Raw genomic sequence first — 13,074 nt, forward strand, 5'->3', positions numbered from 1 at the left:
TGTTGTGTTTCATGGCTTATTCAAATCAAGGATCTGCCACGCATCATAGGCCGCAACAACCGTTGCCATCTGCGCTGTATGGGCCGCAATAAAGGCGTCGCCATAAACCGTTTCATCGGGATATTCGGTAATCAGGGTCAGCGGCACATCATGGCGATCATCAATGGAAATCATGCACGGAAAACCATTGATGATCCGAAAACCGGTTTCACCGGCATGGATGCGATAAAGATCGATCTGTGCCGCGTTGAATGCCAGAAGCCCCGGAATGGCCGCAAGTTTCCGGGTGACCTGATCGATAAAGTTTTCCGCCCATTCCGACCATTCATCATGATGACGCATGATCAGGAAGAACCCTTTGGGCAGGGTCCACATGCCAAATCCGCGCGGAACATATCCCGAAAGCGGCCGGGTCCATTCATGGGACGGATAACCATGCAGGTTGACATGCAGGCTCGCCCCGCTGATGGCGCGCGCCCGAACCCGGATTTCCTTTTCATACAGGCCATCATCACTGCGATATTCCATGTCATCGCCAAGCGCTGTATAGCGTGCCGCATGATGCATATGGGTCGGGTTGTCCACAATCAGGCGCTGATGAAGGGCATAACCATCCGGGTTTTCCAGCGGTGAAATCGTGAAATGCGCCCCGTCGCGTTTTGCCAGTTCCAACGCCCCGCGAAGCGCGCCAGCAACACCGGAAGTCTCGTTGGGATGCTGCCCGCCACTGATCATCACCGGCAAATCCGTACCCTTGTGATAGCGCGCATTCAAAACCCGCCCGGACCGCGACGTCGCATGGAATTCTTCGCCCTCGATCCCGTCAAGCTCGGCCCGGATTTGCGCAACGCTCAACGGACGGATGGCATGATCAATCTGTTGCATCTCACCCGTTGTCTCATCCTTTGACAGGGGGCGTAACTCAACCGTGACACGGGCCTCGCCATCCTCGGATATCTGCCGGATTTCCGGGATGATCTGCCCTGGTTGCAATCCGCGATCGCCGAGCGAACGGCCCGATTTGACCTGAAAATATTCCAGCAGCGAGAAATAGAAATCCTCGTGCAGGGCTTCATGCAGGCTCAGAACCTCGTGGGCATGGGCGATCTTCTGATCATGCCCCGGCAGATCGACCGAAATGTTCAACTCTTCGAAATAAGGTTCCTGATCGCCCCAGTCATGACCGGCAATGGCCGTCATGGTCCGGGCAAAAAGCGCCTCATATTCGGTTTCAATCCGTTCATCGCGCACAATCTGACCATCGACATCGGCAATCCGCACCCAACCGGTCGGCGACAGATGGGTTTCATTGACCGCATCCTGATGCACCCGGTTTGGGGCAAAAACTTCGTGTCGCGTTTCCGCCCCGTCCGATCCGCGCAGGATCACGTCATAGGTACAATCACACCGATCCGATGCCTCGAACGTAATCGAGGCTGACGCAACCAACGCCGCCAGCGGATAGGTTTCAAGCAGGAAACGATTATCCGCCGCATTTTCATGGCGCGGATAACGCACCGTGATCTCGGCAATATCCGACTTTGCCACGTCAATATCTTCAAGGAAGAAATGCAAAAGCGGCTTATAGGTACTGCGGATACGGGCTGTAACACCCTGCCCCGCCAGTTCGGCCTCGGCTGCGCTGCGGGTTTGAGTATCGTTAAACAGCCATGCCTCGATAACCTGTCCGGGGCGGGCGGTTTTAACCAATTCATTCATCAGGGTTCGGATGGTCGGCGCAAAGGTGGTGGCGAAAATCTGTGTCATTTGGACGTCCTGCCTGTGGGGTCAAGGCTATCGCGCAGCCAGTCACCCAGAAGGTTCAGGCCAAGCACGGTCAAAAGAATGGCAAGCCCGGGGAAAACCGATACCCACCAGGCATTCTGCAAATAGGTCCGCCCATCCGCCAGCATCCCGCCCCAGCTCGGGATCAGGGGATCGACACCCAGTCCAAGGAAGGTAAGACTGCTTTCAAGCAGGATGTTGGTCGCAACATTAAGCGTCATCAGCACGATGACCGGACCGATCAGGTTGGGCAGAAGATGGCGGAACAGGATATGAATATCGCGCACGCCAATCGCCTTGGCCGACTGGATGAATTCCCGATCTCGCAATGACAGAACCGATCCCCGCACCAGACGGGCATATTGCACCCATTGCGCGATGATCAGCAGAATGATCATGTTGGTCAGTCCACCACCGATAATCGCGATAAACGTAATCGCCAGCAGGATAAACGGCAATGCCAGTTGCACATCGGCAAACCGCATCACGATCATGTCCCAGAAACCGCGATAATATCCCGATATCAGGCCCATTATCACACCAATGACAACCGCCCCCGCAACCGATAGCAAACCCACCTGAAGCGAGATTTTGCCCCCCGAAATCACACGCGCCAGAACATCGCGCCCCAGCGGATCGGTGCCAAAGATATGATCCGGATTGGTAAACGGCACGATCAGCCGGGCCGAAAGATCGATCTTGTCCGCCGCACCGGGAAACAGCAGATCGGAAAACACGACCAGAAAACAGATGCTGCCGGTCAGAAAAGCACCCAGAACGAATTCAAGATTTTTAAAGCGCGCAAACCGCGACTTGGTTGCAGTGGTCGCCATGGGGTTACTCCGTCCGGATACGTGGATCAATCAGGCCATAGGCAATGTCGACAAGCAGGTTCACCCCGACAATCATGATCGACAAAACTGTAATCACAGCCTGCAAAACCGGATAATCACGCCCACCAACGGCATCAAAAGCCAGCGTGCCCATTCCCGGCCAGTTAAACACCAGTTCGACAACAACAATCCCGCCCAGAAGATTGCCAAACTGCAAACCGAAATAGGTCACAAGCGGGATCGCACAGTTGCGAAGCGCGTGTTTATACAGCACGACATTTTCGCTAAGCCCCTTGGCACGCGCGACCATGATGTATTGCGACTGAAGGGTTTCCAGCATCGAGGTCCGCACAAGCCGCACATTGGTTGCGGTCAGGATCACCCCCATGGTGATCGCCGGCATGATGAAGTTTTCAATCCCCGTCATCCCACTTGGCGGCAGAAGCCTGAACGTGATCGACAGCAACAGCACCAGCATTATCGCTAGCCAGAAATTCGGGAACGACAGTCCCACCAGCGACAGGATGCGAATGACCTGATCGGGCCATTTGCCACGCGAAATGGCAGCCTTGATCCCCAACGGGATCGAAATCACGATGGATACGAACATCGATGCAAACGCCAGCATCAGGGTTGCGGGCAATGCATTGCCAATCAGGGTGGAAACCTGCGTTCCACCAAGGAAGGATCGACCGAAATCAAGGCTGAAAAGCCCCAGCATGAAATCGGTATACTGAACAAGAAACGGCTGGTTCAAACCAAGGGATTCACGAATACGTGCAAGGTCTTCCTCGGTGATGCTGCCCGCCCCCTGACTTAGCATCAGCGCCGGGTCCCCCGTCAATCGGATGGCAAAGGACACAATCAATGTCACCGCGACGACCACAAAAATCGCCTGCAAAAGGCGCTTGATCAGAAAACCAGCCAAAATACTTGTCCTTTAAAGAAATAGGCATGAAAGCCGCCCGGTATCTGTCCGGGCGACTTCCGTTTCACATTAGTCGACGGTCACTTCCGTCAGACGCAGACGGCTGTCAGGAACCGGAATGAAATTCTTGACGCGCTTGGAAACCCCAAAGATCGCATTAAGGTTATAAAGCGGCATTTCCAGTGCACGATCGGCCGTGTAATGCGCAATCGACTGGAGGATTTCTTCACGTTTCGCACGATCGGTAATCGCACGCTGGGATTCCAGCAGCTTGTCGAGTTCCGGGTCGCTGTCATACGGGTTCCACTTTTCACCCGTGTGATACATGAAGTAAGCGGTGTTATCATAATCAAGCGTCCAGCCGCCCCACGACTGCTGGAACATCGCACCGGTTTTACCCGCCGGAATGATGTCGTTAAGCAGAACGTTCGTTTCATACGGCTTGATCGTCGCATTCAGGCCAATCACCTGAAGGTAGCTGGCAACGGCCTGGGCAACTTCGTTAAAGGTTGCGTCATTGCCACGAATATCGATCTGGATTTTCGTGCCCGGTGCAACCCCTGCCTCTTTCAGAAGCGCTTGGGCTTTGGCCGGGTCATAGGGCAACGGCTCCATCGACGGGTCGTTGCCAAATGACAATTCACCCTGGAAACTTGCAATCTGGGCGGCCTGACCGCCAAGGATCGAATCAATGATTGCCTGACGATCCACACCGTAAATCAACGCCTTGCGGACTTTTTCATCTGCCGTAATGCCATTGCCGGTGTTGAAACGAAGCGCATAAACCGTCGGGCTTGCCGTGGTGACGACATCGATATTTTCGTCTTCTTCGATGGTCGGGATCATACCAATCGGAATGGTCGGCGGAATGACCAGATCAACGTTACCGGCCTGCAATTCCGCAACTGCGGTCGACGGTTCGCTGATGAAACGGTATTTGATGGTCGAAAGTTTCGGCGCACCACCCCAATGATCGGCATAGGCTTCAAGCGTCAGACCAACTTTGGGTTCATAGGACACCATCGTGAACGGACCGGTGCCGATCGGGTGGGCGTTGAAATAATCCTCGCCTTTTTCCGCGATGTATTTCGGTGGCACGATCATCGCACCATAACCGGCAAGCTTGGTCAGAAGCACCGGGTCCGGCTGGGTCAGATGCATGTCGACGGTCTTTTCGTCGATGACCTCGACCGATTCAATCGCGGCATAATTCGACCGCTGCGGGCCTTTTTTGCCTTCATCACCCATCAGGCGATCAAAGGTGAATTTGACCGCTTCGGCATTGAACGGTTCGCCATTCTGGAAAGTCACACCTTCGCGCAGGTGGAACCGGATGCGTGTTCCCTCATCAAGTTCCTCCCAGGACGTCGCAAGCCCCGGAACCAGCTTGGTATCCGGCCCGCGATAGGTCAGACCGTCAAAAATATTGGTCGCAACCGACGACCAGTTGACCAGAAATGTATCGACCGGGTCCCAGCTGCCGGGGTCCTGTGGCGATGAAATGGTCAAGGTGCCTTCGGCATATGCCGGCGCAGTTGCCATCAGGCCGCCCGCAAAGGCAAGAGCCATCAGCGCGCTGCGCATTCCCTGTTTTTTCGTCATGTTATTTTTTCTCCGTTGTTGGTGGCTTGGCGCGAGGGGAGACAAGGCTTGCGACCCAAGGGCCGCTTAACGTGCGTCGGCCACAAAGTGACCGGGCGCAATTTCGCGATGGGCAAGGATGGCCGGTTCATCACCGACCCGGCGGATCGGGCTGGGGATTTCACCATCCATCAGAATATGGTTCCGCACGATTGTGGGGTCGGCAACCGGCACGGCACTCAGAAGTCTTTGGGTATAGGGATGTGTCGGCGTTTCAAGAACCTGCTGGCGGGACCCGAGCTCGGCAACCTGACCCAGATAAAGCACGGCGACGCGGTGGCTCATTTTTTCGACCACCGCCATGTCATGGCTGATGAACAGATAGGCCAGCCCATGCTCTTCCTGAAGCTCCATGAACAGATTGATGATCTGTGCCTGGATCGACACATCAAGCGCCGAAAGTGCCTCGTCGGCAATGATCAGCTTGGGATTGGATGCCAACGCGCGCGCTATGCAGATACGCTGGCGCTGGCCACCCGAAAATTCATGGGGGTAACGGTTGGCATGGGTCGATGTCAGGCCGACCCGCTCCAGCAACTGGTCAACCCGCGCAGAAATCTGTTTGTCACCCTCAATCAGGCGGTGTGTGCGGATCGGCTCTGCAATCGAAAATCCGATTTTCTTGCGCGGATCAAGGGACGCAAACGGATCCTGAAAGATATACTGGATTTCCTGACGCAGGCGTTTCTGTTCGCCTTTGCCCATTTCACTGAACGGTCGGCCTTCGAAACTGATATTCCCCGCCGTTGCCTTTTGCAATTGCTGGATCGTGCGACCGATGGTCGATTTGCCCGATCCGGACTCTCCGACAAGGGCAAGTGTTTCGCCGCGATAAATATCAAAACTGACATTCTCGACCGCATGAACCCGATGGGAAACCCCACCAAACAGGCCCTTTTTGATATCAAAGCGCGTCACCAGATCACGCACCGACAATAACGGAGCTTCGTCGTAACGTGCGGTATTCTGAATATGCTCCGTCCCAATCAGACGCGGCGTTTCACCGTCCATCATGGTGACCGGGAAACGTTTGGGGAATGCTTCACCCGTCATGCTGCCAAGTTTCGGAACCGCAGATAGCAGGGTCTGGGTATATGGATGGGCAGGATTGGCAAAAATATCGGCAACCGTACCTTCTTCGACCTTTTTGCCCTTCCACATGACGACAACATCATCGGCAATTTCGGCAACAACCCCCATGTCATGGGTGATGAAAATCACCGCCATACCGAGCTGTTTTTGCAGATCGCTTATGATGGTCAGGATTTGGGCCTGAATGGTGACATCAAGCGCGGTGGTGGGTTCGTCCGCAATAAGTACCTTTGGTCTACATGCCAGTGCCATGGCGATCATGACACGTTGGCGCATCCCGCCCGAAAGCTGATGGGGATAACGGCCTAGAAGTTCCTGCGCATCGGGCAGCCGTACCATATCAAGCAGCCGTTTGCTTTCAACAAATGCATCGGGCTTGGACATGCCTTCATGGAGCATCAGGGATTCTGCAATCTGATCGCCGATGGTGAAAACCGGGTTTAGCGACGTCATCGGTTCCTGAAAGATCATCGCGATGTCTTTGCCACGAATACTGCGCATCTGTTTTTGTGACAGTGCCAGCAAATCTTCATCGCGATCCTGAGGTGTGAACCGGATGCGCCCCGATGCATAGGATGCGCCCATCATATCGGCCAGACGCATGATCGACATCGATGTCACAGACTTGCCCGATCCGGACTCCCCGACAATTGCCAATGTCCTTCCGGGCTTCACGGCAAAACTCAGATTTTCGATGACCCGGCTGTCGCCGAACTCAACGGACAAATCTTCGACGGACAGGATCGGAACAGAAACAGAATCAGTCACGCAAACATCCTCGGCAATGTAAGGCGGATGCGCGGGTGGCGCGCACCGGTCAAACCGGTGTCAGTGCTGCAAGACGTGATTGGCGCCAGATCGGGTTTCTCGTCCGGCACGGTGGGGGCCGTAGCCTTCTGACGATGCGTAACGGAAAGTTGTAACGCGGTCCCTCTTAACGACGATTGCCAACAACCCTGATACCGAATTCATGGTTTTTTATTTTGTATACAAACCTCATCATTTATTCGACAAATTGTCAACGAATTGAATTTCACTAAATTCAATTCGGTTTTAATGCCTTGTTTTCGCATAATCGATCATCCAGTCTGGACGAATTAAACGGTTGTTTCACAATCATAATTCCGCATCGCAGCATTCCGCCCCATATCACGAGCAGTCCAACACACCTTGCAACCCAAAGACGAACGCATGACGCCACGTTCGTAAAGCGCAACCAAAGACTCCTCATGAGCTGACGCCAGACCACCCTACCCTCTGCCAACCCGGGGCCGTTTTTGGATCATCCCGTTAGCCCCGCAAATTGGTCCCCTTCATTTTGCCAAAACGGCTCTTTATGGCGCACCAATAATGCCCCAAACTGCATGCTCCCTCGCCTCACAACAAAGGTCATCAGATGCCATTCGAATATAAAAACGAATTTGGTCAGCCGGTCGGCCGCCCGGTTGAAAACTGGAAAGAATGCCCGATGCCACCACGCAGCGACATGGTCGGCAACCATGTCATCGTCAGCCCGATTGATGTCAAACGCGACGCCAGACACCTGTTTGATGCCAACCGCAAAGCCATGGACGGATCTCGCTTTACCTATCTTTTCAATGACGCATTCGTGGATTTTGATGCTTATCAGGCGTGGCTTGCAAGCATGGCCGCCACCAGCGACCCGATGCTGCATACCATCATCGACAAGGCATCTAACAAGGCGGTCGGCATTGCCGCCTTCATGCGCATCGATACCAAATTTGGCGGTATTGAAATCGGCAATATCAACTATTCCCCGGCCCTGTCGCAAACCATCGGCGGGACAGAGGCGATGTATATGATGATGAAACGCGCCTTTGACGAGCTTGGATATCGCCGCTACGAATGGAAATGCGACGATCAGAACGCCCCCTCACGTGCCGCCGCCCTGCGATACGGTTTCACCTACGAAGGCACCTTCCGCAACCACATGGTCTATAAGGGCCGCAACCGCGACACCGCGTGGTTTTCGATTACCGATCTTGAATGGCCAAGGGTCAAGGCCGCGTTCGAAGCATGGCTTGCACCCGGCAACTTCGATGCAACCGGCAAACAACGCAATAGTCTGCAAAGCTTCCGCAAGGTATAATCACGCGCAGGGAACAAGGAAACACAAGCAACGCGCGCATTCATGATCGCGCATCCCCGGGAGGTTATGTGCCATGCAATCCTTTTCCGTTCGCCTGCGAAACAGCCTGAAATGCCTGATAACAAGCATCTTTCTGATCGGCGCGGCACACAGTGCGCGCGCCGATATTACCCTGCCGATGCCCGACCCGGATCAGATCAAGCGGATAGAGCTTAACGGCTACGAGAAGCTTGAAGAGCTTTACGAAAGCCTCGATTACACCCGGCAAAGTTGGCAGGACGGCAAACGCGAAGTCCCGCGCCTGTTCCTGCAAACCATCCCCGAAAGATGGCGCAGCGAGATCAGCGATCAGGTCACCGTTGCCACCAAAAAACGGATTTTCTTCCGCACATTGGGGCCGCTTGCCCTGCTGGCGAACGAGGAAATCGAATTTCAGCGCGCTGCACTGGAAAAAGCCGTTGCTGATGGTGACAACACCGTAATCACGGAACTTGCCACCCAGTACAGGGTCGATGGTGCCCCGCGAGACAGCGCGACCCTTGCCGAACTGCGCAAACGGATCAATCCCGTGCCGCCGTCACTTGTTCTGGCCCAGATGGCAATCGAAAGCGGCTGGGCCACATCGCGCTTTGCCGCCCTTGGCAATGCCCTGTTCGGCCAATGGACCTATGATGGCGAGGGCATCACCCCTGAACAGCAACGAACGCACCTCGGCGATTATAAAATCGCATCCTTCAGAACCCCGTTCGGATCGGTGCGTGCCTATCTGCTGAACCTCAATACCCATAATGCCTATGCCGATCTGCGTAACATGCGCGCAAGCGACATCGCAGCAAGCCGCCAGTCAACCGGCATGGAACTGGCCGAAGCCCTGATCCGCTATTCCGAACGCGGGGAAGAATATGTCAGGGAAGTTCAGGCCGTCATCCGGCAAAACAGCTTGCAGGAAGTCGACAATGCCGTCCTCGAAGGACCGTATTATCACCTGATCCCGATCGGCGCGACGGCACAATAGGTTCGCATTCAAAAGCCGACAGCCGGTGTCGGGTCATTCCCCGACACCGGCAAAGTTCCGCATATCGAAAATGCTGTTATCAAGAAACGCATCCGGGCCGACAAACGCCCGGTCCGCGGCATCATTGACACCCTCTACCCGCCAGTCATCATGCGGAAGCGCAACATCAAGCCCCTTGACCGCACGACGATAAAGGTCGGGACGGTAAATATCGGAAATAAGCGTATTGAAATCGACGGAGGCATCAACCTGCCCCCAGCGCTGCATCTGTGTGCCAACCCAAGCACCTTGCGACAGCCACGGGAACGTCGCGGTATAGCGATAGAACACATGGCGATCGGGTGCCTCAATCGGGTTGTCACCGGGTTTAAGAACCGGTCGGCCAAGCAACGACGCCCGCAGAATATCAAACGATGCACCGACGTGATTTTCACCAGACAGCAATTGCGCCAGTTCGGTGCGGTTTTCGGGCTGATCGGCCCATTCCGCCGAACGGACAAGCGCACGCACCAGCGCATCGACCGTATCGGGGTTGGATTGTACCCAGTCTTCGCGCACGCCAAGAACCTTTTCCGGGCTGCGCGCCCAGATGTCCTCCTTAAGGGCGACAATCACCCCGTCACCATGAAACACCGCCCGCTGGTTCCAAGGTTCCCCCACGCAATACCCATCGACCCAGCCATTGCGCAGGCTGTCAAACATGCGCGGTGGTGCAATGACGCCGATATTGATGTCCTTGTCCGGGTCAATACCGCCTGCCGCCATCCAGTAACGCAGTTCGTAATTATGGCTTGAATAGGGAAACACGGTTGCAAAGGACATGATCGGGCGACCAGCCGCCCGGTCTTCATCAATAACCTTTTTCAGCGCCCGCGCCGAAAGCCCGCGCGCCCCATGCATCACCGAAGGATCGGCTTCAAGCATCCGCTGATAAAGCCGGGTTGAAACCGTAATCGCATTCCCGCCGCGCCCCAGTGCCATCGGAACCGCGATGCGCTGCGACGGCATGCCGCCAAGCCCAAGCCGCGCCGCCAATGGAATACCCGCCAGCAAATGGGCCGCGTCATAAACACCATAAGACAGCTTGTCACGAATGGCCGCCCAGGACATTTCGCGGATCAGGGTCAGGTCGATATTTTCTTCCTCGGCAAAGCCCTTGGCGCGCGCCACGACAGGCAGGGCACAATCCACAAGCGGCACAAAGCCAAGTCGAACCTGTTTAAGGGACATGCGTTAGAACTCCAACTGAAAGGCCGTAATCACGCTTTGCGCGATTTCAGAAATTTTGCGGTTCTGTTTCATGGCGTTTTTACGCAGCAGGTTATAGGCCTCATCCTCGCTCAGCCCCTTTTCCTGCATCAACAATCCTTTGGCCCGGTCAATCAATTTGCGATCATTAAGCTTGGCCTTGGCTTCGTCGCGTTCCCGGCGCAACTGATCGAACGCGTTGAAACGCGAAATGGCCATTTCGACGATGGGCCGAATACGATCCTGGCGCAAGCCATCAACGACATAGGCACTGACCCCGGCCTCGACCGCCTCGCGGATCGTGTTGCTGTCGCTCTGATCGACAAACATCGCAATCGGGCGCGCAATAACGCGCGATACCTGAAACATCTGCTCCAGCGTATCGCGGTCCGGGTTTTCAAGATCAATGATGATGATATCGGGGGCCAACGCCTGAATGCGTTCGACCAGATTGTATGACGTGCCGATCCGGCTGACACGGGTATAGCCACCTTCGACAAGGCCGCGCTCGACAATGGCCGCGCGGTCCGGGTTTTCGTCGATCACCAGAATGCTGAAGTCTTCAAGCTTCATTTAAACCAACCCAAATCCCTGACGATCAAGGTCTCTCTCCTGTCTGTTCTTTTTCGCCCGGACCTTGATGGCCCGGTGAGAACCGGGATGCGACACATGCCGCATCCCGGAAAGGTCGTATCTTATTCTGCCGGAACCGCCCGCGCGCCCGAAGGCAACGCATCGCGTTCCCGGATGGCTTTTTCGAAACGTTCCTTTTCCTCGGCCACTGTTTTTTCCGAGAAGCGAACCGTAAGGGCCGCAAACGAACAGATAATCACGGCAATACCAAGATACATCAGTCCCTGCTGATAGCTCAGTGCTTCGGATTTGAACAGGAAGCCCGCGGCAACCGCCCCGGCATTCCCGCCCGCACCGACGATACCGGCAACCGAACCAAGCGCCTTGCGGTTAACAAACGGAACAATCCCGAATGTAGCACCTTCGGACATTTGCACGAAAAGCGAGAAGACCACCATCATCGAAACCGCGATGACCAACGCATCCATCATCGAAAAGGCAACAAGTGCTACACCTTCGATGAACAGCGCCAGGAACAGGAACCTAACCCGCCCCGAAAGCCCGCCCCTGGCGGCAAACTTGTCCGAAAACACCCCGCCCAGCGTCCGGGCAAAGATATTCATCAAACCAAACAGACCGGCAATCAGGCCAGCGGTCTGAAGGCTAAGTTCAAACCGGTCAAAGAAATAGATCGCGGCAATATTGTTGATCGTCAGTTCGACACCAAAACACGCCCCGTAAACCAGAAACAGCGCCCAGACCCGGTAATCCCTGGCCGCAGCCAGCATACCCTTGGTCGCACCGGCATGATCGTCTTCCGGTGACAGGGCACCGCTTTTGCGCATGTCGGCATAATTGCCATCCGGCGCATCGGTGGTGAAGAACCAGTAAAGTACCGCAACCACCAGCATGATCACACCCGGGAAGACCATCGCCAGACGCCAGCCCATGGTTTCCGAGACGCCAAAGCCAAGCACCATGGCAAGGATCAGTGGCATGACCATCTGTGTCACACCACCGCCAAGGTTGCCCCAGCCCGCCGTGGTGGCGTTTGCCGTCCCAACGACGTTCGGCGCAAACATGGTCGAGGTGTGATACTGCGTGATCACGAACGATGCCCCGATCGAGCCGATGGCAAGACGCGCCAGCAGGAATGTTTCATAACTGTCGGCAAGCCCGATCAGCATGACCGGCAGGGACCCGAGAACCAGCAAGCCGGTATAGGTTTTGCGCGGACCGATTTTATCGCAAAGCGGCCCGATCAGAAGACGTACAAGAACGGTAATCGCGACAGACGCAATGATGGTATTGCCGATTTCACCCTTGGTCAGGCCAAGATCGTCACGCACAAGCGGCATCAGCGGCGCAATACCGAACCAGCCAAAGAAACACAGGAAGAAGGCAAGCCAGGTCAGGTGGAAAGTCCGCATCTGAACAGTCTTGAGACTGAAGAGATTGATGCGCGGAGCCTTGTTTTTGATTTCCATAACAATGAAGCCCTTCGTTTGGGCCGCTCCTAACCGGTTTCCCGATTGTTGCGACCGACGGTTATTTCCCCAAGGGCCGCATGCTTCATCAGATGGATTCCGCTGGCGGCCCGTCATTCGTTTCGATTGCGGCCGCGCCATCGTTGCGCGCCAAAATCGAACGTCTGATCGCCCGCCATTGGACGAAGAACTGTGAGTCACCCGTCATTGGGCCTGCTTCCGTCGAAGCGGCTCACATGACAACCCTGCTGCAAACAGCGCGCCAATTTTTTCGCAACGCGGAATTTTTCAAATAATCACCTGAAATCCAAAGCATTTTAACAACCGCAATTGCACAGGCGAAAAACCCGCCATGTGAGGAA

Annotated in this window: 10 protein-coding genes; 2 read left to right on the forward strand and 8 right to left on the reverse strand. The window is 55.1% G+C overall.

Features of this window, described 5'->3' with window-relative positions; translation table 11 throughout:
* Nucleotides 1–9 precede the first annotated feature (9 nt).
* The 5 genes from LG297_RS14255 to LG297_RS14275 form a co-directional block, all read right to left on the reverse strand.
* A complete protein-coding gene (locus LG297_RS14255) occupies nt 10–1,767 on the reverse strand; it encodes a M14 family metallopeptidase (RefSeq protein WP_404421351.1) in 1,758 nt (585 codons plus the stop codon).
* A complete protein-coding gene (locus tag LG297_RS14260; protein WP_404421353.1) occupies nt 1,764–2,618 on the reverse strand; it encodes an ABC transporter permease in 855 nt (284 codons plus the stop codon). The genes LG297_RS14255 and LG297_RS14260 overlap by 4 nt, the downstream gene beginning before the upstream one ends.
* A gap of 4 nt (nt 2,619–2,622) precedes the next feature.
* Nucleotides 2,623–3,546, reverse strand: a complete 924-nt coding sequence (locus LG297_RS14265) for an ABC transporter permease (RefSeq protein WP_404421355.1) — start codon at nt 3,544–3,546, stop codon at nt 2,623–2,625.
* A 69-nt stretch (nt 3,547–3,615) separates the two neighbouring features.
* Nucleotides 3,616–5,148, reverse strand: a complete 1,533-nt coding sequence (locus tag LG297_RS14270; RefSeq protein WP_404421357.1) for an ABC transporter substrate-binding protein — start codon at nt 5,146–5,148, stop codon at nt 3,616–3,618.
* Nucleotides 5,149–5,214: 66 nt separating this feature from the next.
* Entirely contained in the window at nt 5,215–7,047 is a 1,833-nt protein-coding gene (locus LG297_RS14275; protein ID WP_404421359.1) for a dipeptide ABC transporter ATP-binding protein, read from the reverse strand.
* 628 nt (nt 7,048–7,675) lie between these two features.
* Between LG297_RS14275 and LG297_RS14280 the strand changes: the two genes are divergently transcribed.
* Both LG297_RS14280 and LG297_RS14285 read left to right on the forward strand, forming a co-directional pair.
* On the forward strand, nt 7,676–8,389 hold the full coding sequence (locus LG297_RS14280; RefSeq protein ID WP_404421361.1) for a GNAT family N-acetyltransferase: 714 nt from the start codon (nt 7,676–7,678) through the stop codon (nt 8,387–8,389).
* Nucleotides 8,390–8,462: 73 nt separating this feature from the next.
* Nucleotides 8,463–9,404, forward strand: a complete 942-nt coding sequence (locus tag LG297_RS14285) for a glucosaminidase domain-containing protein (RefSeq protein ID WP_404421363.1) — start codon at nt 8,463–8,465, stop codon at nt 9,402–9,404.
* A gap of 33 nt (nt 9,405–9,437) precedes the next feature.
* On the opposite strand, the gene LG297_RS14290 is transcribed toward LG297_RS14285, so the two are convergent.
* The 3 genes from LG297_RS14290 to LG297_RS14300 form a co-directional block, all read right to left on the reverse strand.
* Nucleotides 9,438–10,634 (reverse strand): CmpA/NrtA family ABC transporter substrate-binding protein, encoded by a 1,197-nt coding sequence (locus LG297_RS14290; protein WP_404421365.1) that lies wholly within the window; start codon nt 10,632–10,634, stop codon nt 9,438–9,440.
* A 3-nt stretch (nt 10,635–10,637) separates the two neighbouring features.
* Nucleotides 10,638–11,225 carry an ANTAR domain-containing response regulator gene (locus LG297_RS14295; protein ID WP_404421367.1) on the reverse strand — a complete coding sequence of 196 codons (588 nt, stop codon included), beginning with the start codon at nt 11,223–11,225 and terminating at the stop codon, nt 10,638–10,640.
* 122 nt (nt 11,226–11,347) lie between these two features.
* Nucleotides 11,348–12,712, reverse strand: coding sequence for an MFS transporter (locus LG297_RS14300; RefSeq protein ID WP_404421369.1), 1,365 nt, complete (start codon nt 12,710–12,712; stop codon nt 11,348–11,350).
* Between the last annotated feature and the right edge of the window lie 362 nt (nt 12,713–13,074).

The sequence above is a fragment of the Thalassospira australica genome (assembly GCF_044790785.1).
Lineage (GTDB): Bacteria > Pseudomonadota > Alphaproteobacteria > Rhodospirillales > Thalassospiraceae > Thalassospira > Thalassospira australica_A.